This is a genomic window from Haloarchaeobius salinus, assembly GCF_024464185.1.
GTDB classification, from domain to species: Archaea; Halobacteriota; Halobacteria; order Halobacteriales; family Natrialbaceae; genus Haloarchaeobius; species Haloarchaeobius salinus.
The window spans coordinates 180,922-204,853 of record NZ_JANHAU010000003.1 but is presented as its reverse complement, the minus strand read 5'-3'; the positions used below and the strand labels follow the sequence as shown (position 1 = coordinate 204,853).

Below are 23,932 nucleotides of genomic sequence, written 5' to 3'. Positions count from 1 at the left end.
CCGAACGGCTCTGCAGTGACCGACGTCTGTCTCATCGGCTCGTCCGACGTGGTCCTCCGGTACGAGCTGCTCTCGCGGGAGACCGCCCGCGAGGCCCTGTCGACGTACGACCTCTGGGAGCCATACGAGAACTCGCTGGCGCTCCGCACCGTGAGCCTGGGGGCCGCCGTCTCGCTGTTGAACGACCTCGACTGGTACATCGTCCGCTTCGTCGACGAGGTCCTGGTCCGCGAACCGAGCGTCGACGACGAGGAGTGGCTCTCGCGCGGGCTCGCCACGCAGGTCCGCAACGACGCCGTCGCCCCCGCAGACACGGACCAGTTCTGCAAGCTGTACGGCCTGCTCGAACCCGAGGAGGGCCCCCCGGAACCCGTCGAGCCGCTGTTCGCCCAGCGCGTCGACGGCGAGCTACCGACGTACGACCTCCGACCCGAAGTCGAGGAGACGATGGTCGTCCGCGTCAGCGAGGAGGAGTTCGCCGGATGACGGGCCACGGCGTCGCCCGCGTCGACGGCCTGCGAATCCACTACCGCCGTGCCGGCACCGAGGGCCCACCGGTCGTGCTCCTCCACGGTGCCGGCGTCGACGACGCCGACCTCTCCTGGCGACACACCGTCGAGACGCTCGCCGAGGAGTACCAGGTGTACGCCCCCGACTGGCCGGGCTACGGCGACAGCGATCCAGCGGAGGGCGACCCGTCCATCGACACCTACCGGAAGGTGTTCGAGGGGTTCGTCGAGTCGGTGGGCCTCGACGAGTTCGCCCTCGTCGGCATCTCCATGGGTGGCGCGGTCGCGCTGGGCTACACGCTCGACAACCCCGACCGCGTCCGCGCGCTCGGCCTCGTCGACAGCTACGGACTTGGCGGGCGGGTCCCCGGCGGCCCGATGCTGTACGCGCTGGCCAACGTCCCCGGCGCGAACGCGACGGGCTGGTCGATGCTCGGGAGCTCCAGAGCCGCGACCGTCACCGGCCTCGCGAACGTCGTCCACGACCCGTCGACGCTGGACGCGGCGTTCGTCGACGCGGTCAACGAGCGCGCCAGCCAGCGCGGTGCCGGCCGGGCGTTCACCGCCTTCCAGCGCAACGAGATCACCCCCGACGGCCGCGCCCGGACCAACTTCGCCGACAGGCTCGGCGAGGTCGGGGTCCCGACGCTGCTCGTCCACGGCGAGTCCGACCCCCTGTTCCCCGTGTCGTGGGCTCGGCGGGCCCACGAGCTGATTCCCGACTCGGAGCTGGTGGTGTTCGAGGACTGCGGCCACTGGCCGACGCGGGAGCATCCCGAGAAGTTCGACGCGACGCTGCTGGGGTTCCTGCGTGAACGGGTACCGTCGCCGGCCGACGAGGAGACGGTGGAGGACTGATTCAGTCGAACGTCCCGGCGGACATGTACCGTTCGCCGGAGTCCCAGAACACCGTGACGACGAGCGGGCAGTCCGTGTAATCGCCACCGTCGGTCTCGACGCCGCCCGGGACCACGGCGTCCCGACCCGACGCCGGGCAGTCCGCCGCCGGTTCGGCGATCTCGGCCGCGACCTCCCGCGCCTTCAGCGACGACGCGCCGGAGGACTGGCCGACGAAGATGCCCTCCTCGCGGGCGAGACGACGACATTCGGCCTCCGCCTCGTCGAAGTTCACGGTGCGGACCTCGTCGAGCAGGTCGCGGTCGAGGTTCTCGCTGACGAAGCCGGGGCCCATCCCCTGGAAGTCGTCCTCGCCGGCCTCGCCCGTCGTCAGGACGGCGTTGTCCTCGGGTTCGACGCCGACGACGCGCATGTCGGGGAACTCCTCCTTCAGCCGTCGGGCGTTGCCCGAGATGGTACCGCCGGTGCCGATGCCGGCGACGAAGGCGTCTATCTCGCGGCCGTCGACCTGCTCGATAATCTCCTCGGCGGTCGTCCGGTAGTGCGCCCGGGGGTTGGCGGGGTTCTCGAACTGCCGGAGCTGGAACGCGCCGGTCTCCGCCTCGATCTGGTCCGCGCGTTCTTTCGCGTCGACCATCCCGCCGTCCACGAGTTCGATGTCGGCCCCGTAGGCTCTGAGGATGCCCTTCCGCTCCTCGGACATCCCCTCCGGCATGACGATGGTGACGTCGTAGCCGCGCGCCGCGCCGACCATCGCGATGCCGATACCGGTGTTCCCGCTCGTCGGCTCGACGAGACTGTCGCCGGGTTCGATCTCCCCCCGTCGCTCGGCGTCGAGGACCATCTCGCGGGCGGGTCGGTCCTTGGCGGAGCCGCCGGGGTTGAACGACTCGACCTTGGCGGCGACCGTCGCGCCCGGTGGCGAGGTCACCTGCACCAGTGGCGAGCCGATGGCGTCCAGTATGCTCCGTTTCATGCACGACGGTACGGCGGCGAGGCGTAAGGGGCGGCCGGCGGCGGCAGATGTGGCCGGGGACTCCCGAACATCGGCAACCCATGCGAGGAGCGGGAGCGTTTTGGCCGTCGGCGGGGTAGGCCGGGTATGAGCGAGGCAGAACTGGAGACGATGCGGCCGAACCCCGCGTGGGCACCCGACGCCTACGACGAGACGCTGGCGGTCTGGGAGGCGCTCGCCGACCGCGTCGTCGTCAAGGTCTGGGGCGGCGACTGGTGCAAGGACTGCCGGAGCCAGCTGCCGGACTTCGGCGCGGCACTCGATGCGGGCGAGGTCGCACACGTCGAGCACTACCCGGTCGAGCGCGAGGGCGGCGAGAAGGTCGGCCCCGGCGTGGAGGAGTACGGCATCGAGTACATCCCGACGGTCGTCGTCGAGGACCGCGAGACCGGCACGGAGCTGGCCCGGTTCGTCGAGGAGGAGGACCGCCCCATCGCGGTCTGGCTGGCCGACCAGCTCGAAGACGACGTTTAGTTCTCGAACCAGTCGAACGCTGCTTCGATGTCGTGCTGGGGCTGTGAGCAGGCGAAGCCTCGGCAGGCGTACACCGTCGGCTCGCCGTCGCGGGCCCCGCGGTCTGCCCAGACCGGCGGTACCGAATCGACTCCGAGGGTACCGAGCCAGTCGGTCAGCTCCTCGTCAGTCGACGGACGCGGGGCGAGCAGTCGCCGCGGGAGGTAGGTCCCCGCGAGCGTCTCGCGCCACGCCTCGGGCAACGGCAGGTCGTCGGCTCCGGCGGCGACCGTCAGCTCGGCGTCGCCCGAACTCCAGCGGTCCGCGACGAGCGCGAGCGAGGGGTACTCCAGCGGGCTGGTCTCGATGCGGGTGCCGTGCGTCGCGAGCGTCGTCTCGACCACCTCGTCGAAGCTGTCGTCCGGTGCGAAGCCGTCGAGCGACAGCAGCACGTCGAGGGCGACGCCGAGGCTCGACGGGGTGGACTGGTCCCGGAGCTCCTGCGGACGGGCGACCAGCGCCTCGCCGTCGCGGGGCGTAAAGAAGACCGTGCCCTCGCCGGCGTCCCAGAAGTCGCGGACGATGGCACGGGCGAGGTCGAGCGCGAAGCCGAGGTGGGTCGGCTCGCCGGTCGCCTGGTAGGTGTCGAACGCGCCGCGGGCGAGGAACGCGTAGTCCTCGAGGAACGCGTCCCCCTTCACGTCACCATCCTTGAACCGACGCGAGAGGCTCGCCGATTCGGGGTCCCAGAGGTGCTCGCGGACGAACCCGAGGGCGTCCGCGGCGTTGTCGGCGTACGCGGGGTCGAGCACGATGGCGGCCTCGGCGAACGCGGACGCCATCAGGCCGTTCCAGCCCGCGAGCACCTTCTCGTCGCGGCGCGGGCGCGGACGCTCGCTCCGGGCCTCGACCAGCGCCTCGCGGGCGTCGTCGAGCCGTTCCTCGACGGTCACCGGGTCGAGGTCGTACTCGTCGGCCAGCGCCGCGACCTCGCGGTCGATGGTCAGCACGGTCTGTCCGTGCTCGAAGTTCCCCGATTCGGTGACGCCGTAGCGAGCACAGAACAGGTCGGCGTCGCCCCCGTCCAGCACGTCCCGGACCTCCTCGGGCGTCCAGACGTAGAACGCGCCCTCCACGCTTTCGCCGTCATCGTCGGGCGAGCGGGCGTCGAGCGTCGAGAAGAAGCCGCCGTCGTCGTGGGTCAGCTCGCGCTCGACGAACGCGAGGGTCTCCTCGGTGGCAGTCCGGTAGCGTTCGTCGCCGGTGAGCTGGTAGCCTGCGAGGAAGACTCTGGGGAGTTCGGCGTTGTCGTACAGCATCTTCTCGAAGTGCGGGACCGTCCAGTCGCGGTCGGTACAGTAGCGGTGGAAGCCGCCGCCGAGGTGGTCGTACAGCCCGCCGTTCGCCATCGCGTCGAGCGTCTGGACGGCGACGTCGCGGTAGGTGTCCCGGCCGGTCTCGTCGTACGCCCGCAGCAGCAGGTGCAGCCGGGCCTCCTGGGGGAACTTCTGTCCGGTGCCGAAGCCCCCGTGTTCGCGGTCGGCGGCTCTGAGGACGGCGTCGGCGGCATCGGTCAGCAGGGTCTCGTCCGGGGCGTCCGTTCCGGCGGAGGGCACGTCCTCCAGCTGGTCCTTCGCGGCGTGGGTCCACTGCTCGGCGCGGTTCTCCATCTCCCGACGGTCCTCGGGATCAGCCCACGAGGTCGCGATGTTCTCGAGGAGGTCGCGGAAGCCGGGCATGTTCCGGCGCGGTTCGCGCGGGAAGTACGTCCCGACGTAGAACGGCTTCCCGTCGGGCGTGAGCCAGACCGAGAGCGGCCAGCCCCCGCGTCCGGAGACCAGCTGCGAGACGGTCTGGTAGATGGAATCCAGGTCCGGACGCTCCTCCCGGTCGACCTTCACGGGGACGAAGCGCTCGTTGAGGAGGGCGGCGACGTCGTCGTCCTCGAAGCTCTCCTCCTCCATCACGTGACACCAGTGACAGGCCGAGTAGCCGACCGAGAGGAAGATTGGCACGTCGCGCTCCGTCGCGGCGTCGAGGGCGGCGTCGTCCCACGGCTGCCAGTTGACGGGGTTGTCCGCGTGCTGGCGCAGGTACGGCGACGCCTCCTCGTCGAGTCGGTTCCGGGCTGTGGGGTCGCTCATGCCTCACCGTTGGGCCGACGACGGGTAAAACGGTCCGACTCCAGTCGGACCGACCGTGGGCCGGGGGTCCGGCTGCTGGCCACCGGAGCGTACTTCCCGTTCCGTGCCGACTCCTCGCACGGTATGAAGGTGGGACACGAGTGACGGATGAGCGTCCGGACCTCGACGTGTCGATGCTGGCCGTCGGCATCGCGGTCGGCGTCGCAGTCGGTGTCGGCCTCGGCGTCGCGCTGGAGAACCTCGCGCTGGGTGTCGCACTCGGGGTGAGCCTCGGTCTGGCGCTCGGGGCGGCGCTCGCGCTCGAGCACTGACCAGTCAACCCCGTCGGGCCGGCTTGCACCACGTACGTGTATAGCTACGCCCGCAGGAAAGACAAACTTTACATCGACGTGCCCACCCATGTCGCGTATGACAGAGACCGTGCTCCTGGTCGGCGGTGGCGGCCGCGAACACGCCATCGCACACGCGCTCGACCGCTCCGAGGAACGCGACGAGTTCGAGTTCTACGCCTGCGCCGGCAACCGGAACCCGGGCATCGCCGCCCTCACCGACGGCTTCGAGACGCTCGATTCGAGCGACACCGACGCCGTGGTCGAGTACGCCGAGTCCGTCGGCGCGACGCTCGCAGTCATCGGGCCGGAGAAGCCCCTCGCCGAGGGCGTCGTCGACGCGCTGGAGGACGCTGGCATCTACGCGTTCGGCCCGCGCCAGGCCGACGCCCGCATCGAGACGGACAAGTCGTTCCAGCGGGAGTTCATGGAGGCGGAGGGCATCCCCGGCTGTCCGGACTACGCCATCTTCACCGACATGGAGCTGGCCTGCGAGTACATCGACGAGTACGACGGCGACCTCGCGGTCAAGCCCGCCGGGCTGACCGGCGGCAAGGGCGTCCGCGTGACGGGCGACCAGATCACGAAGGCGGAAGCGAAGGAGTACCTGCGCGGGTCCGACTACGAGAAGGTCGTCCTCGAGGAGCGCCTCGTCGGCGAGGAGTTCACCGTGCAGGCGCTCGTCGCCGGCGACGACGTGCTCATCACGCCCGCCGTACAGGACCACAAGCGCGCCTACGAGGGCGACGAAGGGCCGAACACCGGCGGCATGGGCAGCTACACCGACGCCGGGTTCCAGCTCCCGTTCATGACCGAGCTGCACAGCTTCGAGGCGCTGCAGATCCTGGAGGCGACCGTCGACGCGCTGGAGGACTACCGCGGCGTCCTCTACGGCCAGTTCATGCTCACCGAGGACGGGGTGAAGGTCGTCGAGTTCAACGCCCGATTCGGCGACCCCGAGGCGATGAACGTGCTCCCCATCCTGAACACCGACTTCTACGAGGTGCTCGTCGGTGCCCGCGACGGCGGCTCGCGCATCCCCGAACTCGACTTCCAGTCCCGCGCGACGGTCTGCAAGTACGCCGTCCCCGACGGCTACCCGACCGAGCCGCAGGCCGGCACGCGAATCGAGGTCGACGAGGAGAGCGCGGCCGCCGCCGCGGCCGACCACGACGGCGACGCGTTCCTGTTCTACGCCTCGGTCGACGAGCGCGACGACGGGCTGTACACCACCACGTCGCGCTCGTTCGCCGTCGTCGGTGTCGCCGACACCATCGCCGAAGCCGAGGCCATCGCCGAGGACGCCCTCGCCGTCGCCGGCGAGGATGGGTTCCACGTCCGCCACGACATCGGCACCGAGGAGCTCGTCCAGAGTCGCATCGACCACGTCGAGCAGCTCACCGAGTGACCGACGGTGGTGTGGGACGCACCGGCAACCCGCACTCGTCGGCGATAGATTGAGGCACCCCCCGCCCGAGTCGGGGAACGAATGCGCGTCCGCGTCGACTGGCGTGCGAGCTGTAGCGTCGTCGGCTCGATCTGCAAGATACTGACGCTCCCGCTCGCCGCTCCACTGGTACTGGCCCTCTACGACGGCACCGACGTCGTCCCCTTCCTCGTCGCCATCGGCATCGCTGGCGTGCTCGGCGTCGGTATGGAGCGGCTCTCGACCGAGCGTCGCGTCCTGAGCCGCGAGGCGTTCCTCCTCGTCGCGCTCGCGTGGCTCCTCGTCGCGGTCATCGGCGCGATTCCGCTCTACCTCGCGGGCAGCGGCCAGTTCGCCGACCCGGTCGACGCGCTGTTCGAGAGCATGAGCGGCATCACGACGACGGGCGCGACCGTCATCACCGACTTCGACGCCCACTCCCGGCCCGTCCTCCTGTGGCGGCAGGTCATCCAGTGGCTCGGCGGGCTCGGCATCCTCATCGTCGCGACCGCCCTGCTCTCGCGACTCGGTGTCGGTGGTGCACAGCTGATGGAGACCGAGACGCAGACCCAGGACGTGACGAAGCTCACGCCCCAGATCGAACGCACTGCACGGCTCATCTGGACGCTCTACATCGGCCTGACGGCGCTCGCGGCGGTCACCTACTACGCGCTGCACGTCGCCGGGTTCGCGCCGGAGATGACCGCGTTCGACGCCATCGCCCACGCGCTCACCTCCGTCTCGACGAGCGGTTTCTCGCCCCGTGCCGAGAGCGTCGGCGCGTTCTCCCCGGCGGTCCAGTGGGCCGTCATCCCGTTCATGGCGGTCGGTGCGACGTCGTTCGTCCTCATCTACACGGTCGTGGGTGGTGACCTGAGCCGCATCCGTCAGAGCGAGGAGTTCAGGTTCTACCTCGCGATACTCGTCGGCATCTCCACGGTCATGGTCGCGCTGCTCGCCGTCGACACCCAGTTCGACGGCTCCACCGAGGAGACGCTCCGCCACGGTATCTTCCAGACCGTCTCCATCGTCACGACCACGGGCTACGCCTCCACGGACTTCGAGCTCTGGTCCGCGCCGGCCAAACAGATCCTCCTGCTCTGCATGTTCGTCGGCGGGATGTCCGGCAGCACGACCTGCTCGATCAAGACCGTCCGCTGGCTGGTCGTGCTGAAGGCGTTCCGACGGGACCTGTTCGTCGCCGCCTCGCCGAACGCCGTCCGGCCCGTCCGCCTCAGCGGCGACGTGGTCGACGAGGAGACCATCCGCGACGTGTACGCCTACACGCTCGTCGCGCTGGTCTGCTTCGGCCTCGCCTCCGTCTTCGTCGTCGTCAACAGCGCCCGCGCCGGCCACGAGGTGACCGAGCTCGAGGCGCTCTCTGTCGCGGCCTCCATGTTCCTCAACATCGGCCCTGCGTTCGGACAGGCCGGGCCGTTCGGCAGCTACGAGGCGTTCCCGCGCTCGACGAAGTTCGTGCTGGTGCTCGTGATGTGGGTCGGCCGCATCGAGATCATCCCAATCCTCGTCATGCTCCGGCGGTCGTTCTGGACCGGTGGGTGAACCGGTCGGTTTCAAGAACGGTGCCCACCTACGGCCGGTCGTGAGCGACGAACCACGGCGTGAGCGCGTCACGCGACACCCGACGACCGGCCCACGGAACTCCCTCCAGCACTGGCCGGACGCGAAGTCGCCGCTGCGCGTCGCGTTCAACTACGTCCTCGTCTGGCTCGTCCGCATCTCCCCCAGCCTCCGGCTGAAGAACTGGCTACTGCGCCGGCTCGGCGTGACCGTCGGCGAGGGCGTGTCGTGGGGATTGGAGGCGACACCGGACGTGTTCTGGCCCGAGCACATCACGCTCGGCGACCACGTCATCGTCGGCTACGACGCGACGCTGCTCTGTCACGAGTTCCTGCAGGAGGAGTACCGCGTCGGCGACGTCGTCCTCGGCGACCGCGTGATGATCGGCGCGGGTGCCATCGTGCTCCCCGGCGTCGAGATCGGCGAGGGCGCACAGGTGGCGGCGAACTCGCTGGTCACGGAGGACGTGCCCCCGGACGAGACCGTCGCCGGCGTCCCGGCCCGGCCGATGTCGAGCGAGGAGCTGGCGGACGACTGAGAGCGAGCGCGGAGAACCCGACGGCGACGCCCCTACTCCCGTACCCGGACGACACCCGTCTTGAACACGCGATGGTTCGGGACGATGTACTCGCGGTCCTCGGACTCGATCTGCGTGACGAACAGGTCGACCTCCTGGACGACGCCCTCGTGGCCGTCGATCTCGATCTGGTCGCCGATGCCGTACGGCTGGTCGAGCAGCAGGTAGACGCCGGCCGCGCTGGAGCGGAGCAGGTCGCGGAACGCCAGCCCGCCGAGGAAGATGAGCGCGAACAGGTAGCCCGCAAAGAGCACGAGCAACGAGAGCATGTGCACGCCGAGCTGGGCGAGCGCGATGAGGAACGCGATGTAGATGACGCTGTACTTCACGACCCGGGGGAGCAGGTTGACCTCCGGGAGTTTGATGCCACGCAACCGCTCTGAGACGACGAGTTCGGCCTTGTCCGCGACGACGAAGCCGACGATGAGCACGAGCGCGGCGACGAACACGTCCGGGATGAACCGGACGACGCCGAGCCAGAACTGGTCGGTCCGGACGAGGTTTGCCACGTGGACCGCCGCCAGCGCCGCGATACCGTAGGTGAACCACGCGCTCAGCCGTGCGACGATGTCGACCGTCGAGCTGCCGAGGCTGCGCGCACTGCTCTCGAACGGGGTCCCCTCGACCATCTCCGGCACGCCCGCGGCCGTCAGTAGGCGGCGGTTCAGCTTCCCGACGACGATACCGAGCACGATGCCGAGGAACAGCACGACGGCGGCGCGGACGAGCGGTTCGTTGATGAGGGCCTCCCACGTCGGCACGTCGGCGGTCCCGTCCGCCGTCGCGTTCGTCTGCTGTGAGAGCCACACCAGCGCACCGAATGCGCTCATCCTCAGTAGTCCTCCGGGTCGATCTCCAGCAGCAGTTCGCCGTTCTTGAACGCCCGCACCAGCCCGTCGCTCTCCGAGAGCACGATGGCCGTCGCGTTCGTGTCCCGGGTGATGGCCCCGGCCGCCATGTGCCGCGCACCGAGCCCCTTCGGGATGTCGACGCCCTCGGCCGACGGCTCCAGGTAGCGGTACGCCGAGACGATCTTCCCCGAGTCGGAGATGACGAACGCGCCGTCCAGCCGGGAGAACTCCTTCAGCATCACGTTCACGATGGGATCGCCGACGTGGACGTGGGACTTCTCGAACGGGTTGTACGACAGCGGCCGCGACTTGTTCATCACCTTCCCCGCGTCGCCGACGACGAACAGTGCGCCGACCGGCTTGCCCTTCTGGCCCTTCTTTCCGAGTTCGACGGCCAGCTCGAGCACGTTCTTGATGACAGCGGGGTCCGCGCGCGAACTCGAGAACAGGTCGTACACGCCCGACTGGTCCGACGCGTCGGCGCGCACCCGCGAGACGGTGTCGATGCTCCCCTCGAACACGCTCGTCGCGCAGAGCAACACGTCGCCGTCGTCGATGTAGCCCGCCTCCAGCGCGCCCTCCAGCCCGAAGTGCACCCGCTGGGCGATCTCCTCGAACTCCAGCGGGAGCTCGACGAACGCGTCGGCACCGACCGCGTTCTCGGTCCCGACCACGAGCACGTCGATGTCCTCCTCCTCCGAGAACCGCTCGTAGTAGGACCCACTCGGTGAGAAGAGCACCACCGTGTCGACGTCCGACAGTATCTCGCCGAACAACGCTGCCATGTTCGCCATTGGGAAAGACAACAAAGCCGGTATGAAAAAGGTTTGCGGGGTCACCCCGTTCGATGTGTCAACTACGACACCGTCACGGTGTCCTCCCACACGATGCTGTCCGTCTCGGGGTGGATGATGCGCACGACGATGCGGTCGCCCGACTTGGCGTTCGGCAACTGGACGCCGATTTCGTCGCCGGCGGTCCACTCGACGTTCGCGGGGCTGTTCACGATAACACCGCTCCCGTTGTCGACCATGCCCGCGTCGCCCTCGAAGTTCGAGGGCTGCAGCGGTCCCGACGCCGGCAGGTCCACCAGCCGCACCGTCCCGCCGCCGCTCGCGTTCCGGATCTGTATCTCCAGTTCGGACATCCGGAGCTCGTCGCCGCCGTTCTTCGTGATGTTCAGGTAGCCATCACCTGCCTCGATGGGGTCCATCGACGCGTGGACCTGCGGTGCCGGCTCCTGCGTGCTGTCCGCGAAACTGAGTGCGAAGTTGGCCGCCGCCACCGCCACCACCAGCACCACCGCGATGAGGAGTACCGTCGCCACCACCGACGATACGCCCCGTTGCCCTCTCATACGCGGCACATGGCCGTTCGGATATTAATGCCTGTTGGCCGACTCCGTATTTTATCCCGCCCCGATTTTGAATATTAAGAGATGTTTGGGGAATTTGTTTTCGTGGAGTCAGGTGGTGTCGGGGGTTCGAAGCGCGAGTCCGGATTTGAACTACGGTCCGCGGGACCGGATTTGAACCACGGTCCGCGGGACCGGATTTGAACCACGGTCACTCCGCTTCGCTCCGTTCCCTGGTTCAGAATCCGGTCCTGCTCCTTCGCTCAGTCGCTACGCTCCCTCGCTCAGTGCGCGGGACCGGATTTGAACCGGCGGACCCCTTCGGGACAGCGTCCTAAGCGCTGCGCCGTTTCCTGGCTTGGCTACCCGCGCTCGCACGGATTTTCACCCGAGGGCTGTAAGAACCTGTCGGGTTGTGACGACAGGCCATTTATGTAGGAGAACGCGCTACGACCGGGCATGTACAGCGCACGGGACCAGGTCGAGAACGAGGAGTGGCTGGCCGAGATGGAGGCCGCTGCCGACCGCCTCGACCTGAGCGCCGACGCACGCTCGTACGCGGTCGACATGTTCCTCTCGTCGGTGCCGGAGTCGGACCGGTCGAAGGGCCCGGCGATGGCGGCGAGCCTCTACGCCGGCGCGCTCGTCGCGAGCGAGGGCCGGAGCCAGACCGAAGTGGCCGAGGCTGCGGGCGTATCGCGGCTGTCCATCCAGCAACGGTGGAAGGACGTGCTCGAGTCGGCGGGGTTGCGGCCGCCCACCTGGTAGTTAGCGGGTGGCGTCGCGACCGTCACGGTCGGGCGTGAGGTTGCCGTGCTCGTCGATCTCTCCCTGGACGATGCGGGTGCTCGAGATGACTTCGCCGTCCTCGGCGTACACGTGGTCGACGACCTCGACGGTGAGCGGGTCGTGGCCGCGCTCGCGGCGGACCTCGTTGACCAGCTCGCCACCGTCGCGGGTCTCGGGGGAGACGACGAGGTAGTCGAACTGTGGTTCCGTGGCGATGCCGGTCGGTTCGGTCAGCTCGCGCACCTCGAACTCGCGGTCGTGCGCCGCGGCGAGCCGTTCCAGCTCGCGTTCGAGGGCCGCCTTCCGTTCGTCGTAGGGCCTGACGTACCGGTCGACGTTGCGGGTCTTCGGGGCGAGCTCGTCGCTCGTGAGACCGACCGTCACGTCACCGAGTTCGAACGCTCGCTCGAACAGTGCACGGTGTCCGTCGTGCACCGGGTCGAACGTCCCGCCCAGCGCGACCTTCATGCACGGGCCAAAGCCTGCCCGTGCAATAAAAGAGTCGAAACCGCAGGTTACCGGGTATCGAAGGAAGCGGTTACTCCGAGGCCGACTGGCCGTCGTCGGTCGCGGAGCCCTCGTCGACGTCGTCCTCGTCGGCGTCGGAGACCTCCTCCACGGTGATGGTGACCGGCTCGGCCGTGCCGTCTCCGGTCCGGCGTTCCTCGTCGAGCACCTTGTCGAGGTTGAACACGGTGTTCAGTTCCTCCTGGACCTGCCCGACGACACCGCCGACGAGCTCGCTCGGCGGGATGGCCGTGTACTCGTAGGGGTTGTTGCCCGCGCCGGCGCTCTCGCGCTTCTCGCGGTTGACCTTCTCCTCGTCGTGGAGCTCGGCGAGCGCCTCGCGGACGGTGGAGGGGTACAGGCCGGTGCCCTGGGCGATCTCCTCGCTCGTGCTGCCGGGGCGCTTCTGCAGGAAGACGTAGATCTTTGCGCGGGTCTCGGTGTCGAGTACCCACGAGAGAAGGTCGACGAGGCCCTGGTCGAACCCTTCGACGGCCCTGTCCCGCCTCGACCGGTCGTCGAGTTCGTCGAAGTCGTCGTCGGTCACGTGCTCGTCGTGGTCTGTGTCGTCAGAAGACATGTCCTCTACACGAGGACACAAGTCTCGGAGTGGTAAAAACCCATTGCTCACAGCAGGAGGTCACGACAGAGCGCATCGAGCCCCTCCGACTCGAGGATGCCCCGCTGGCGTGTCGCGCCGCTCTCGGCGTCGTAGACGTCGCGGATGCCCGAAATACCGAGCCGGTCGCACTCCCGGTCGACGAACTCGCCGAGGTCGACCGTGCCGGAGCCCTCGCGTTCGACGAACGAGGCGTCGTGGCCGTACCGGAGCGCCCGCCACTTGTTCTCGTCGAGCACCTCGCGTCGCATGCAGCCGTCGACTCCGTCCGGGTCCGCACGGTCTTCGTAGCGTTCGGAGAGGTCGGTGACGAGCGCCTCGGTGTACTCCACGAACGCGAGGACGACCGTGGGGTCCGCCTGTGCGTCCGGCGCTCGCACCTCGACGGTGCCGTGGCCGGAGTGCGGTCGCACGTCGTGCCAGAGCTCGCCGCGGTCGTTGATCGAACCGCTGTCGATCATCCGGTTCTCGAAGCGCTGGAACGCGTCGTAGTCCGCGAAGGCGGTCGGCATCCCCGTGTTGGGGAGCCCCTCGAATATCTTCGCCCGCGCCGACTCCAGTCCGGTGTCGTAGCCGTTCCAGTACGGCGAGTTCGCCGAGAGCGCGAGCATCACCGGTAGGTGCCAGCGCATGCGGTTCGACACCCAGACCGCCTTGTCCGCGTCGTCGACGCCGACGTGGACGTGCAGTCCCGCCGTCGTGTTCCGGTGCTGTGGGTACTGGATGCGCTCGAGCTGGGCGCGGTAGCGGTCCTTCTCGGCGTGCTCCAGCTCGCGCCACCGGGCCGCGGGGTGCAGCCCCGCCGCGGCGACCTGGAAGTCGTACTCGGCGGCGTACTCGACCAGCGCCTCCCTGACGGCGTGGACGTTCTCGCGTGCCTCCGCGAGGTCCACCGACTTCGGCGTCTGCGTCTCGATGACGGTCTTGAACAGCTCGTGGTCCACTCGGTCCGCCAGCAGCTCCGGGGGCTCGCCCTCGTAGACCAGTTCGTCACTGCCCGAGACCGGGTAGCCGGCCCCGTCGACCACGAAGAACTCCTCCTCGACCCCGAGCGTTCCCTGCTCGGCGAACGCGTCGGGTGACCCTCGCTCCATCGGACGCTCCTTCGAGGGGGTGCCTCAAAAGGCGTGCGGAGTCGGGTATCTTCACCGCGGACGCGCGACCACCGCGAGGTGGTCCTCGTGCAGCGGGTCCATCCGCTCCGTGGTGACGACCTCGTACTCCGCCTCGATGGTCTCGACGACGTGCCCGAACGTGACCTCGGTCGGTCCCGTCACGTCCTCGCTCCGGGCCTTGATTGTCGCGACGAGCCAGCCGTCGTCCGCGAGGAACTGCCGGTTCCGACATGCCACGTCGCCCTGCCCGCGCGTCGCCACGTCCTGGAACAGCACGTCGACACCTGACTCGACGACGTGGGCGTACGTCTCCGGCCTGCGGGCGTCCTTCAGCAGCGGGAACAGGTTCGGCCGGCTCTCGGCGACACGGACGAGGTCGCGGGCGGGTCGGGGCGCGAACTCGACGGCGTACGTCGGCCCGGCGAAGTCGGCGACGTGGCTCACGGTGGTCCCGCTCGCCGCGCCGAGGTAGAGCACGGTGTCGTCGCCCGTGAAGCCGGTCTCGACGCCGCGCCCGAGCAGCGCCCCCAGCTTCGAGCGGCCGGGGTCCCATGCGCGCCAGCCGTCCTGTACGGGCTCGCCGTACACCGGCTCCCCGCGTGTCGCGAGACGCTGGTCGCCATCGAACGTTCTCGGTTCGACGCCGTCGGGCAGGTGACCGTCGCCGCCGTCGGTGCGCGGTCGGCGGCTCATTCGTCACCTCCCTCGTCCGTCGCCGTGGCGTCGTCCTCGGCCCGTGCGCGGATGGTCGCCATGCGCTCGTCCAGCTCCTCGTCCAGCTCGGGCTTGCGGTCGCCCGAGTAGTGGTCGACCCGGGCCGCGATGGTCAGCTTCCCGGCGAGCGCGCGAGCGGCCGAGCCGCGGTCCTCGGGCCGGGTCCCGCGGACGTACTCGTGGGTGTAGATGACGCCGTGTTTCGGCGAGGAGGCGTGCCCGCGGAGGTGGGCGAACAGCGCGTCCTCCGCGCCGAGCACCTGCACCGTCCCGCTGGGCTTCTTCGCCAGCGACTCGAGGCCGCCCGCGAGCGCGATGAGCCGCGCTGCGAGCACCGGCCCGGCCATCGCGCTGAGGTTCGGCGCGACCGTCGGGGCGCGAGTCTCGACGTAGGCCTCCAGCTCGTCCGCCTCGTCCACGAGGCCGACCACGCGCTCGGCGAGGGAGATGGCACGCTCCTCGTCCGGCCCGGTCGGCTCCCGGTCGACGACCTCGCGGGCGAACCCGACGCCACCGCCCTCCTCGTCGAAGAGCGCGCCGGCCCACTCGCTCAGGCGCTCTGCCAGCTCGTTGGCCGTCCGGGTGCAGTCGTCCATCGCCCGGACCGCGTGGACGAGCTGCTGGTCGCCCGCACGCTCGGCCTCGGTCGCCGCGGCCCGCGTCGCCGCGACGCAGGCCTCGTGGAGCGCCGCGTAGTACGCCTCCTCGTCGGGTGCGAAACCGGCTTCGACGGCCCGTGCTGGCCAGTCGGCCGGCGCGTCGGCACGGCCCTCGCGGACGTGCCCGGCCCCCGTGGCGGTGTCGTCGCGCGCTGTGCCGACGAACCACCCGTCTCCTGTCATGGCCACGACTTCGCCGGCCAGACGAGTAAAGGCCACCGACTCGCCCGTCCTAGAACGTGATTAAATAGTATGGTGGAGGGAATCAGTCACGGCGGAAAGCTTATGACTGCAGACCCGTCTCCTTCTGATACCCGATTCGGGTGCCAACGCCCGACACAGACAATGAGTACCGCGAACGACACGAGTTCCGACGGCCCCCCAGCTATCGACACGAGATTCAGAGCACGCGAATCCGACGACGGCCGAGTCGAGATCTTCGACTCGGAGAACGAGGACGCGTGGATCCGCTCCGACTACACACTCGAGGTAGCGGGACCGAACTGAACGCCCGCACGATTCTCCCCCCGACAGTACGACCTGCCGTGTGACAGCGTCTCGACCGCGAGCGGTGCGGCCGGTCCGACGCCGTGCGATGCAGTCGGATAGACGACCAACTCGGTCGCTCACGGCGGTGAAAACGGAGGACTTGGACGGGTTACTCGAACTTCTCGAAGGGCTGCTCGCAGTCGTTGCAGTAGTGCATCGACCGGCAGAGCGACGGGCCCTTCGGGTGGTCGCGCACCGTGTTCTCGGAGCCGCAGTACGGACACTCGGCTCCCTCCAGGTCGCCGCTGGTCGTGACGGATGGGTCTGCGCGTCTCATATGCTCAGTCCGAACTCCCGCAGGTCTTCCTTGCCCTGCTCGGTCACCAGCTCGAGGTTCCACTCGGGCGACCAGACCAGCCGGAGGTCCGCGCGGTCGACGCCGTCGACTGCCTCGACTGCCTCCTGCATCTGGTCCTGGAGCATGTCCCGTGCGGGACAGCCCGAGTACGTCAGCGTCATGTCGACGGTGGCGACGGTCTCGCCGTCGGTCTCGTCGACGCTGACGCCGTAGATGAGCCCGAGGTCGACGATGGAGATCGGCATCTCCGGGTCCTCGATCTCGTAGAGGGTGTCCCAGACGTCGCGCTCGACGCCCGTCGCGCCCTCGCCGGTCGCGGGCACGTCGTCGTAGTCCTCGCCCTCGACGTACTCGGTGTACGCGCAGGCCTCTCCGGCCGGCTCGACGCAGTCGTCGACCGGGTCGACCGAGTCCGGGATGTCGGTGTCGTAGGCGTTACTCATCGTCGGGGTCCTTCATGATGCGCGAGGCGCTGGTGCGCCCGAGCTCCCTGTACGAGTTCGTGAACTCGTCGTACAGGTCGAACCAGTCGTCGGTGTGGCTCTGGTCGCGGCCGGTGTGCTCGGGGAGCTCGAGCTGGCTGTGATGGATGTCGTACTGCTCGGGCAGCTCGGCGTCGTCGACGCTGAGGCCCAGCGACTCGAGGAACGGGACGACCTCGTCGAGCCACTCCTCGCGCATGGTCACGAGGGGCTCGGTGCGGATGCCGAGCTCGTCGATGCGGTCATCGACCGCTTCGTCGGTCGGCGCGAACAGCGTCAGCGCGTACGGGAACAGCCGGTCGAGGGCGTCCTGCACGCGGGCCCGGCCCTCGTCCTCCTCGCAGAGCCGTTCGAGCCAGCTCGCCGCGTGCTCGCGGTGGTAGTCCTCCTCGCCGAGGATCTTCCCGACGCGGTCGCGGATGCGCGGGTACGACGAGTCCTGCAGTGCGCGGAGCTGGATGTCCTCGGCAACGTCGTAGAGGTACGACCGGAGGATGGGGTCCGACCAGTCACCCTCCTCGAACGGCAGCTCGACCAGCGTGGAGTGCCGCCACTCCGACGGGTCGCGCTCCCAGATGAGCTCGGACTCCTCGGCACCCCAGTCCTGGAGCAGGTCGTACCAGAGACGGGCGTGTCCGAGCTCGTCCTGTGCGATGTTCGCGAACGCGAGGTCGGACTCCAGCGTGGGGGCCTTGACCTGCCACTCGGTGTAGCGCTCGGCGAGCACGAACTCGTCGTCGGCCAGCCGGAACAGCTGGTGACGGACGGCCTCGCGCTCCTCCTCGGACAGCGAACCGGGCTCGGAGAGCTCCTCGACGGCCGCCATCAGTTACCACCCGCCTTCTCGATCTGGGCCTTGCGCTCGCGGTCCGCGGTGACCTGCTCGCTCTCGGACTCCTCGACCTCCGAGGCCGCGGCCTCGAAGTTGTAGGTCATGGCCCACCGGTAGGACTTGTCCGTCGTCCCGCCGAAGGCCGCGTCCTCGGTGTCGACCTCGCCGATCTCCTTCTGCGGGGTGACCCACAGGCTGTTCGTCGGCTTGCGCCGGCCGTGCTGGATCTCCGCGAACAGCAGGGCCATCTCCCGGTCCGGTGCGTGGACGTTCCCACAGTGCTCGTGGTAGTCGCCCGACTTCTCTTGTCTGAATACTTCCCAGATCATGGTCTCAGTCTGCCGCCTGGGGCTGGTTGGAACCGTAGAGCCGGTTCTCGTGGCTGTCGAGCGATTCGCGGACCCACTCCACGGCGTCCTGGGCCGCCTTCCGGCCCTCGATCTGTCCGACGCCGGGCTCGTAGTCGTTCTTCGCGATGGTGAAGAACTCGTCCCAGTCGAGGTCCTCCTCGACGACCTCGTAGGTGCCGTCGTCGTTCTTCGAGATGCGCGGCTCGTCGGGGATCTCGAGGCCGTACTTCTCGGCCTTCGGGATGTACGCGTTGAGGAACGCGGTCCGGAGCTCGTCGTTGCCCATCTGCTTCAGGCCGACCTCGCTGGCGAAGCCGTGGTGGGTCGACTTGTCGTTAGTGGGGCCGAAGAACTGGATGATGCGCGGCCACCACTCATCGAAGGCCTCCTGGGTCATCTCCTGTTCCTTCTTCGAGCCGGTCATCAGCTCGTAGAGGATGGCCTCGCCGTGCTTGACGTGGAAGCCCTCCTCGAAGCAGACCTTGTCCATCGCGTGGGCGTAGGGCTCCCACGAGGTGGACTTGAGGGTTGCCTGCCGGCGCATCGCCGCGCCGTCGACGAAGAACGCGATCATCGGCGTCTCGGCGTAGTTGTCCATCGGGTAGTGGAAGCAGTTCAGGAACTTCCCCTTGCCCTCGGCCAGCTCGTCGAGCATCTCGTCCCGGGTCTTGATGCCCAGGCTCTCGGCGGCCCGGTAGAGCAGCTGCCCGTGCCCGATCTCGTCCTGCACCTTCGCGCTGAACGCCAGCTTGCGGTCGAGGCTCGGTGCCTGGCGGATGAACGGCTTCTCCAGGTACGCGCCCATGATCTCCGAGTTCGCGTGGAACTGGATCATCCGTGTCGCCGCCTTCCGGTACTCCTCCGGCATGTCGTCCTTCGGACTGAACTCCCGCGGTCCTGCCCGCTGTTTGACCTCCTCGATATCCATGATAGTTCGTCCCATATTTCGGAGTCCAACGACTAACAGGTTAACCCGTCCATGTGTGGGGTTTATATATAACAGTCGGCAATGCCTCCGCTCGCCGACAGCCCCATACGTCATCCCATCGAACGGATTCCCATGATCGAGGAGTGTCTCGTCGTCGAGTTCGCGGTAACCGGTGACGACTGCCCGCTCGCGACCGCGACGCGGGAGACGGGCACCGCGGTGGAGGCGAAACCCCCGCAGCGCCGGTCAGACGGGAACGCACTCCTCCAGTTCAGCGGCGAACCGGCCATCGCCGAGGTGCTCGACGCCGACGAACAGATCCGCTACCTCCACGCCTCGGCGACGGACGAGCGCGTGAACTACCGGTGTCTCTCCAAACACCCGTGTGTCGTCCACCAGCTGACCGACGCGGGGTTCATGGCGGAGTCGCTCCGCTACGACGACGGCGTCGAGACGTACACCGGTGCCGTCGTCGGGTACGACGTGCTCGAGGGCGTGCTCGAAGCCGCGGGCGAAGCGGTCGGTGTCACCCTCGAACGCATCTACCCGCTGGGGAGCGAGGACGACGAGGCGGTCGCCCGGCGGTGGGGGTTCACCCCGCCGCAGGAGGAGGCGCTGCGGCTCGCCAACGAGATGGGCTACTTCGAGGTGCCACGACGTGCCGACGCTGGCGACGTCGCCGCGGAGCTCGGCATCGGGAAGTCGGCGTTCCTCGAACGGCTCCGCCGCGGGCAGGCCTCGCTCATGGCGCAGGTGTTCGAGTAGCCGGTACGACGGTTCGGACTCATCCCGTGGTCGACCCGGACACCGCGAAGGCGAACCGCGCCCCGCCTGTCTCGCTCTCCTCGGCGACGACCGACCAGCCGTGCGCGCGGGCGATGCTCTCGACGATGGCGAGCCCGAACCCGGTCCCCTCGTCGTTGGTCGTGACGCCGGACTCGAACACCCGTTCACGGCGGTCGGCCGGAATCCCCGGTCCGTCGTCCGAGACGTAGAACCGGGTGACGGCTGGGTCGGCGGCCGACGGGTCGTGTTCGACGCCGACGGTGACGGTCACCGGTCCGTCGTCGGTCGTCGCGTGCTCGACACAGTTCCGGAACAGGTTCTCGAACACCCGTCGGAGCCTGTCCCGGTCGGCCGCCACGGTGCCCTCGCCGGCGAACTGGAGGACCGCATCGCCCGTCTCGACGGTCGCCCAGGCGCGTCGAGCCGCGGTGGTGAGGTCGACCGACTCGGTCTGCTGGACGGCGTCCCCCTGCCGCGCGAGTTCGAGCGCGTCGTCGACGATGCGCTCCATGCGCTCGTGGGCCTCCTCGACGACCTCGAGCGCCTCCATATCTCCCTCCTTCGCCGCCTGCAGGTAGCCGTTGCCCACGGTCAGCGGGTTGCGGAGGTCGTGGCTCACCACGCTCGCGAACTCGTCGAGTCGTTCGTTCGTGCGCTCCAGTTCGCGCTCGCGCCGTTTCCGGTCCGTGACGTCCCGGGAGTTGAGCACCATGCCCTCGACCACGGGGTCGTGGAGCAGGTTCGACGCGAACGACTCGAACACGCGCCAGGAGCCGTTGGCGTGGCGGATGCGGTACTCGTGGCGCGAGGTGTGGAAACGTTCGTCGACGCCCTGCAGGAACTCCGCGACCATCCGGTCCTGGTCGTCGGGGTGGAGCCGCTCCCGTCCCCGACGACCGACCCACTCGTCCTGGTCGTAGCCGAGGAGGCCCTCGATGGCCGGGCTGTCGTACTTGATGCGACCGTCCGCGCCGAGGACGGTTATCATGTCCGAGGAGTTCTCGATGAGCCGCTGGTAGCGCTGTTCGATCTGCCGTTGCTCGGTCACGTCCCTGAGGATGAGCAGTGTCGTCCCCGCTGCTGCGGACTCGAGGGGCTGTCGGGACACGGCGAAGTGGCGCGTCCCGTCGTCGGTCTCCACCGACAGCTCGTCGGCCGGGTCGTCGTCGGCGAGGACCGGTGCGAGCGACGGGATCGCTTCGACCGCGCGCTCGCCGACCAGTGTTGACGGACGCGACACACCGAGCGCCCCGACTGCGGGGTTGGCGTCGACGATGCGGCCTTCCTGGTCGACGACGACCACCGCGTCCGCCATGTTCTCGACGACGGTCTTGCGTGCGACCGGCGAGACGGCGAGCAACGAGTACCGCGAGATGGCGTACCAGAGCGCGACGGCCGAGAAGGAGAACCCGAGGACGGTGAAGTCGAGGTTCCCCCCCGAGCCGAGCCCGACGAACCAGCCAACGTTGACGACGAAGGGGACGGTGACGGCGACGACGACGGCGAGCGACTGGGAGCGGAAGAACTCGTCGGAGCGGACCGCGGCCCGCAGCAGCAGGGCGATCGCGACGACGATGAGCGCGTAGGAGTAGACGACGTGGAGCGTCGCGGCCGGGCCGAGCGTCCTGTCGAGCATCACCAGCCCGGTGGCGGGGTCCGTCGCCGTGTCCACGGTGACCACGTACAGCTGATGGTAGCGTGGACTCGTCGCGAGGAGGCCGAGTGCGACGACCATCTCGACCGCGAGCAGGGCGAACACCCGCGGCGTCAGCCACTCGTCGTTGTCCGTGTACGCGAGCGCGAAGCCGAGCAGCCCCAGCGTCGAGCCGCTCGCACCGATGAACTGGACGCCCAGCCAGGCGCGCTTGGCGAGGAGGCCGGTCGTGAGGAGCTGGAACACGTCGCCGACGGCCCAGACAGCGATGCTGAACGTGAGCGCCACGAACATCCGCACGACGGGCCGGTCGAGCAGGTGCGTCCGGCCGACGACCACGTAGAGGAACAGTCCGAACGACAGGAGCGCGGAGAAGACGAACGGAACGAGGTAGACGGTGGGTTGCCATTCCATGCGGCAGGTCTGTGGGAGAAGGGGACCCCGATACGCTTTACTCTGGTGGGCGACCCCCAACCTGCGCGACGGCAGCGCTGCCCGGGGGCGCTATCCGGTCTTGTAGACGCCGCGGGCGTCCGCGATGAGGGTGTCGTCCGCCGCCGCGTAGACGTCGACGTCGACGGTGCCCACGTCGCCACCACAGCGGACCACGTCGGCCTCTGCGTACAGGTCTCCCGTCCCGGCGTCCAGGTAGTCGATGCGCATGTCGATGGTCGGGACCGGCTGGTCGACCTGCGAGACGAGCGCCGCGCCACCCACGGTGTCCGCGAGGGTGAACGTCACGCCGCCGTGGGCCATCAGCTGGTCCGCATTCCAGGACAGTTCCTCGCGCATCTCCAGACGGCCCTCCGCGTGTCCGTCGGCGGCTTCGGTCACTTCGACCCCGAGCAGGTCGGCGAACGGCATCTCCTCGAAGAAGGATTCGATGTCCATGCTCGGGCCTGCTCGGTGCATCCTCTTAACGCTTCAGGAAGGCCACAGTAGCCCGGCGGCTCCGACCGCGTGGCGTGCCCGACGGGCACCGGGCTCTAATATATTAGATGCACTCCTCAGACAACACTTATTGATTAGAGTCAAACGTTACTTACCTCCCCTCCCAAGGATAGCTTGGCGAATTACAGCGACGTGCTGTCGCCACCCCCTATACTCCCCCCAACCCCCCTTCCAGGAACCACCACCCGCGAGAGGGTTCCATCGCCTGCGTGCGTTTTCCGACGACGAATAGCGACCTCCAGCCGCCGGTAGCCCGTCTCTACCCCGCCCGTTCTGCCTCGTACTGCTCGACGAGCGACACGACCGCGTACACGAACGGGGTGTCGACCAACGCGACCAGCAGCTTGAACACGTACTGGCCGACGATGAGCGCGAAGATGACCGGTACCTCGAGCTCGCCACCCACGCCGAACATCCTGGGCGCGACGTAGAACGCGACCGAGACGAAGATGACCGTGTCGATGGCCTGGCTGGTCGCCGTCGAGAGGATGTTCCGCAGCCACAGCGACTCGCCGTCCGTCGCCTCGCGGATGCGATGGAAGACGAACACGTCCCAGTTCTGGCTCACGACGTAGGCGAGCAGCGAGCCGGCGACGATGTTCGTGCTCGCACCGAGCACCGTCTCGAACGTGTCGGCGGCGACGGCGCTGTTCCCGGCCACGGGCGAGGCGATGGTGCTCCAGACGAGGACGAGCACGACGAAGTTCATCGCGAAGCCGACGTTGACCATCGCGGTCGCCGCGCGTCGCCCGTACAACTCGGAGTAGCAGTCGCTCGCGAAGAACGTCAGCGCGTACGCCAGGGCTGCCCCCGGCAGTACCAGCGCATCGCCCGTGTGCGGGAGCGAGATGGGGATCCCGAACGCCAGCAGCTTGCTCGCCGTGACCTGTGCCGTCGCCAGCGCCGTGACGAACAGCCCCACGAGTGCGATCTGTCCGACATCCGCAGCGTCACCCTTCCGGACGGGTTCGTTCATGTCTACCGGTCGAACTCGGGCGATTCGTTTGAGGATTCTGGTTCGTGGTCGTCCGGCTCGCTCGGGTCCGCTCGTCTGCGCTCCTCAGGCCTCCCCGGCCGGTCGGTCGGGCACCGAACCGGCGGCCGCCTCGACCGCCCGGATGGCGTCCGCACCGGCTCGCCGACCGACGAGCGCGACGAGCGAGTCGTCGTCGAACGCCATCGCGTGGACGGTCACGTCGGCGAGCGCGAGGCGGTCCAGCGCGGCCGCGGCGAAGGCGGCGTCGACAGCACCGGTCGCGAGCACCGCGGTCCGTTCGCCGTCCGCTGTCGGGCCGTAGGCCACGTCGTTCACGGTGAGCAGCACCTCGTTCACGGAGTCGTCCGCCGTCGCATCGTCGTCCCCGACACGCCCGAGCCCGCGCTGCATCGTCACCCGCACCGACTGCGACGACGGCGCGTAGTCGGGAAGTGCCTCGGCGTACCGGCGGAGTGCGGTCGCGACCGCTTCCGGCTCGCCGTCGACGTCGACGAAGCGCGCCGCCGCGGCGTAGTTGACGACGCCGGCGCGGAGCGCGTCGACCAGGAACGGGTGGTCCGCCGCTGCGTCTCGTGTTCGTGCCGCGAGCGTCATACCGAGAGCCC

Annotated in this window: 28 protein-coding genes and 1 tRNA gene; 9 read left to right on the top strand and 20 right to left on the bottom strand. The window is 68.6% G+C overall.

Annotated features, from left to right (window positions below; genetic code table 11):
* Window positions 1–15 precede the first annotated feature (15 nt).
* Both NO345_RS13460 and NO345_RS13455 read left to right on the top strand, forming a co-directional pair.
* A complete protein-coding gene (locus tag NO345_RS13460; protein ID WP_256299997.1) occupies window positions 16–486 on the top strand; it encodes a DUF5804 family protein in 471 nt (156 codons plus the stop codon).
* Window positions 483–1,367: an alpha/beta fold hydrolase gene (locus tag NO345_RS13455; protein WP_256299995.1), complete on the top strand. Its 885-nt coding sequence runs from the start codon at window positions 483–485 to the stop codon at window positions 1,365–1,367. Before NO345_RS13460 ends, NO345_RS13455 begins: the two co-directional genes overlap by 4 nt.
* 1 nt (window position 1,368) lies before the next feature.
* Here NO345_RS13455 and NO345_RS13450 read toward each other — a convergent pair whose 3' ends face one another.
* Window positions 1,369–2,343, bottom strand: a complete 975-nt coding sequence (locus NO345_RS13450) for a PLP-dependent cysteine synthase family protein (protein WP_256299993.1) — start codon at window positions 2,341–2,343, stop codon at window positions 1,369–1,371.
* A 126-nt stretch (window positions 2,344–2,469) separates the two neighbouring features.
* Here NO345_RS13450 and NO345_RS13445 point away from each other — a divergent pair, with 126 nt between their 5' ends.
* Window positions 2,470–2,856 carry a TlpA family protein disulfide reductase gene (locus NO345_RS13445; RefSeq protein ID WP_256299991.1) on the top strand — a complete coding sequence of 129 codons (387 nt, stop codon included), beginning with the start codon at window positions 2,470–2,472 and terminating at the stop codon, window positions 2,854–2,856.
* Here the strand turns inward: NO345_RS13445 and NO345_RS13440 are convergent.
* The gene (locus NO345_RS13440) at window positions 2,853–4,979 is read right to left on the bottom strand and encodes a thioredoxin domain-containing protein (RefSeq protein WP_256299990.1); all 2,127 of its coding nucleotides are present in this window, start codon (window positions 4,977–4,979) and stop codon (window positions 2,853–2,855) included. The genes NO345_RS13445 and NO345_RS13440 overlap by 4 nt on opposite strands.
* Before the next feature lie 140 nt (window positions 4,980–5,119).
* Between NO345_RS13440 and NO345_RS13435 the strand changes: the two genes are divergently transcribed.
* The 4 genes from NO345_RS13435 to NO345_RS13420 all read left to right on the top strand — a co-directional run bounded on the left by NO345_RS13435 (window position 5,120) and on the right by NO345_RS13420 (window position 8,853).
* On the top strand, window positions 5,120–5,290 hold the full coding sequence (locus NO345_RS13435; protein WP_256299988.1) for a glycine zipper domain-containing protein: 171 nt from the start codon (window positions 5,120–5,122) through the stop codon (window positions 5,288–5,290).
* A gap of 97 nt (window positions 5,291–5,387) precedes the next feature.
* Window positions 5,388–6,716, top strand: coding sequence for a phosphoribosylamine--glycine ligase (purD, locus tag NO345_RS13430; protein WP_256299986.1), 1,329 nt, complete (start codon window positions 5,388–5,390; stop codon window positions 6,714–6,716).
* A gap of 81 nt (window positions 6,717–6,797) precedes the next feature.
* The gene (locus NO345_RS13425; protein WP_256299985.1) at window positions 6,798–8,297 is read left to right on the top strand and encodes a TrkH family potassium uptake protein; all 1,500 of its coding nucleotides are present in this window, start codon (window positions 6,798–6,800) and stop codon (window positions 8,295–8,297) included.
* A gap of 40 nt (window positions 8,298–8,337) precedes the next feature.
* Window positions 8,338–8,853 (top strand): acyltransferase, encoded by a 516-nt coding sequence (locus NO345_RS13420; RefSeq protein ID WP_256299984.1) that lies wholly within the window; start codon window positions 8,338–8,340, stop codon window positions 8,851–8,853.
* Between the two features lie 32 nt (window positions 8,854–8,885).
* Here NO345_RS13420 and NO345_RS13415 read toward each other — a convergent pair whose 3' ends face one another.
* The 4 genes from NO345_RS13415 to NO345_RS13400 all read right to left on the bottom strand — a co-directional run bounded on the left by NO345_RS13415 (window position 8,886) and on the right by NO345_RS13400 (window position 11,469).
* Window positions 8,886–9,722 carry a mechanosensitive ion channel domain-containing protein gene (locus tag NO345_RS13415; RefSeq protein WP_256299983.1) on the bottom strand — a complete coding sequence of 279 codons (837 nt, stop codon included), beginning with the start codon at window positions 9,720–9,722 and terminating at the stop codon, window positions 8,886–8,888.
* Between the two features lie 2 nt (window positions 9,723–9,724).
* Window positions 9,725–10,537, bottom strand: coding sequence for a diadenylate cyclase DacZ (dacZ, locus tag NO345_RS13410; RefSeq protein WP_256299982.1), 813 nt, complete (start codon window positions 10,535–10,537; stop codon window positions 9,725–9,727).
* A 62-nt stretch (window positions 10,538–10,599) separates the two neighbouring features.
* Entirely contained in the window at window positions 10,600–11,100 is a 501-nt protein-coding gene (locus tag NO345_RS13405; protein WP_256299981.1) for a type IV pilin domain-containing protein, read from the bottom strand.
* A gap of 285 nt (window positions 11,101–11,385) precedes the next feature.
* Window positions 11,386–11,469, bottom strand: a tRNA-Leu gene (locus NO345_RS13400).
* Window positions 11,470–11,556: 87 nt separating this feature from the next.
* Here NO345_RS13400 and NO345_RS13395 point away from each other — a divergent pair.
* Window positions 11,557–11,865: a cyclin family protein gene (locus NO345_RS13395; protein ID WP_256299980.1), complete on the top strand. Its 309-nt coding sequence runs from the start codon at window positions 11,557–11,559 to the stop codon at window positions 11,863–11,865.
* Here the strand turns inward: NO345_RS13395 and NO345_RS13390 are convergent, their stop codons facing one another.
* The 10 genes from NO345_RS13390 to paaA all read right to left on the bottom strand — a co-directional run bounded on the left by NO345_RS13390 (window position 11,866) and on the right by paaA (window position 18,939).
* Window positions 11,866–12,354, bottom strand: a complete 489-nt coding sequence (locus tag NO345_RS13390; protein WP_256299979.1) for a phosphopantetheine adenylyltransferase — start codon at window positions 12,352–12,354, stop codon at window positions 11,866–11,868.
* A gap of 70 nt (window positions 12,355–12,424) precedes the next feature.
* Window positions 12,425–12,973: a helix-turn-helix domain-containing protein gene (locus tag NO345_RS13385; RefSeq protein ID WP_256299978.1), complete on the bottom strand. Its 549-nt coding sequence runs from the start codon at window positions 12,971–12,973 to the stop codon at window positions 12,425–12,427.
* 47 nt (window positions 12,974–13,020) lie between these two features.
* Window positions 13,021–14,106 carry a glutamate--cysteine ligase gene (locus tag NO345_RS13380; protein WP_256299977.1) on the bottom strand — a complete coding sequence of 362 codons (1,086 nt, stop codon included), beginning with the start codon at window positions 14,104–14,106 and terminating at the stop codon, window positions 13,021–13,023.
* Window positions 14,107–14,157: 51 nt separating this feature from the next.
* Complete coding sequence (locus NO345_RS13375; protein ID WP_256299975.1) at window positions 14,158–14,820, bottom strand: fibrillarin-like rRNA/tRNA 2'-O-methyltransferase; 663 nt, start codon at window positions 14,818–14,820, stop codon at window positions 14,158–14,160.
* Window positions 14,817–15,683, bottom strand: coding sequence for an NOP5/NOP56 family protein (locus tag NO345_RS13370; RefSeq protein WP_256299973.1), 867 nt, complete (start codon window positions 15,681–15,683; stop codon window positions 14,817–14,819). The genes NO345_RS13375 and NO345_RS13370 overlap by 4 nt, the downstream gene beginning before the upstream one ends.
* 475 nt (window positions 15,684–16,158) lie before the next feature.
* Window positions 16,159–16,326, bottom strand: coding sequence for a 1,2-phenylacetyl-CoA epoxidase subunit PaaE (gene paaE / locus NO345_RS13365; protein ID WP_256299971.1), 168 nt, complete (start codon window positions 16,324–16,326; stop codon window positions 16,159–16,161).
* A complete protein-coding gene (paaD, locus tag NO345_RS13360; protein ID WP_256299969.1) occupies window positions 16,323–16,790 on the bottom strand; it encodes a 1,2-phenylacetyl-CoA epoxidase subunit PaaD in 468 nt (155 codons plus the stop codon). The genes paaE and paaD overlap by 4 nt, the downstream gene beginning before the upstream one ends.
* Entirely contained in the window at window positions 16,783–17,655 is an 873-nt protein-coding gene (gene paaC, locus NO345_RS13355) for a 1,2-phenylacetyl-CoA epoxidase subunit PaaC (RefSeq protein ID WP_256299967.1), read from the bottom strand. The genes paaD and paaC overlap by 8 nt, the downstream gene beginning before the upstream one ends.
* Window positions 17,655–17,990 (bottom strand): 1,2-phenylacetyl-CoA epoxidase subunit PaaB, encoded by a 336-nt coding sequence (paaB, locus tag NO345_RS13350; RefSeq protein WP_256299965.1) that lies wholly within the window; start codon window positions 17,988–17,990, stop codon window positions 17,655–17,657. The genes paaC and paaB overlap by 1 nt, the downstream gene beginning before the upstream one ends.
* A 4-nt stretch (window positions 17,991–17,994) precedes the next feature.
* Complete coding sequence (gene paaA / locus NO345_RS13345) at window positions 17,995–18,939, bottom strand: 1,2-phenylacetyl-CoA epoxidase subunit PaaA (RefSeq protein WP_256300248.1); 945 nt, start codon at window positions 18,937–18,939, stop codon at window positions 17,995–17,997.
* Window positions 18,940–19,071: 132 nt separating this feature from the next.
* Here paaA and NO345_RS13340 point away from each other — a divergent pair, with 132 nt between their 5' ends.
* Window positions 19,072–19,704, top strand: a complete 633-nt coding sequence (locus NO345_RS13340; protein ID WP_256299963.1) for a helix-turn-helix domain-containing protein — start codon at window positions 19,072–19,074, stop codon at window positions 19,702–19,704.
* A gap of 19 nt (window positions 19,705–19,723) precedes the next feature.
* Here NO345_RS13340 and NO345_RS13335 read toward each other — a convergent pair whose 3' ends face one another.
* From NO345_RS13335 to NO345_RS13320, 4 genes are all read right to left on the bottom strand, one after another.
* Entirely contained in the window at window positions 19,724–21,793 is a 2,070-nt protein-coding gene (locus tag NO345_RS13335; protein WP_256299962.1) for a histidine kinase N-terminal 7TM domain-containing protein, read from the bottom strand.
* Window positions 21,794–21,883: 90 nt separating this feature from the next.
* Window positions 21,884–22,270 (bottom strand): PaaI family thioesterase, encoded by a 387-nt coding sequence (locus tag NO345_RS13330; protein ID WP_256299961.1) that lies wholly within the window; start codon window positions 22,268–22,270, stop codon window positions 21,884–21,886.
* 319 nt (window positions 22,271–22,589) lie between these two features.
* Window positions 22,590–23,306 carry a queuosine precursor transporter gene (locus tag NO345_RS13325; RefSeq protein WP_256299959.1) on the bottom strand — a complete coding sequence of 239 codons (717 nt, stop codon included), beginning with the start codon at window positions 23,304–23,306 and terminating at the stop codon, window positions 22,590–22,592.
* An 84-nt stretch (window positions 23,307–23,390) separates the two neighbouring features.
* A complete protein-coding gene (locus tag NO345_RS13320) occupies window positions 23,391–23,921 on the bottom strand; it encodes a DUF7523 family protein (RefSeq protein ID WP_256299957.1) in 531 nt (176 codons plus the stop codon).
* Window positions 23,922–23,932 lie beyond the last annotated feature (11 nt).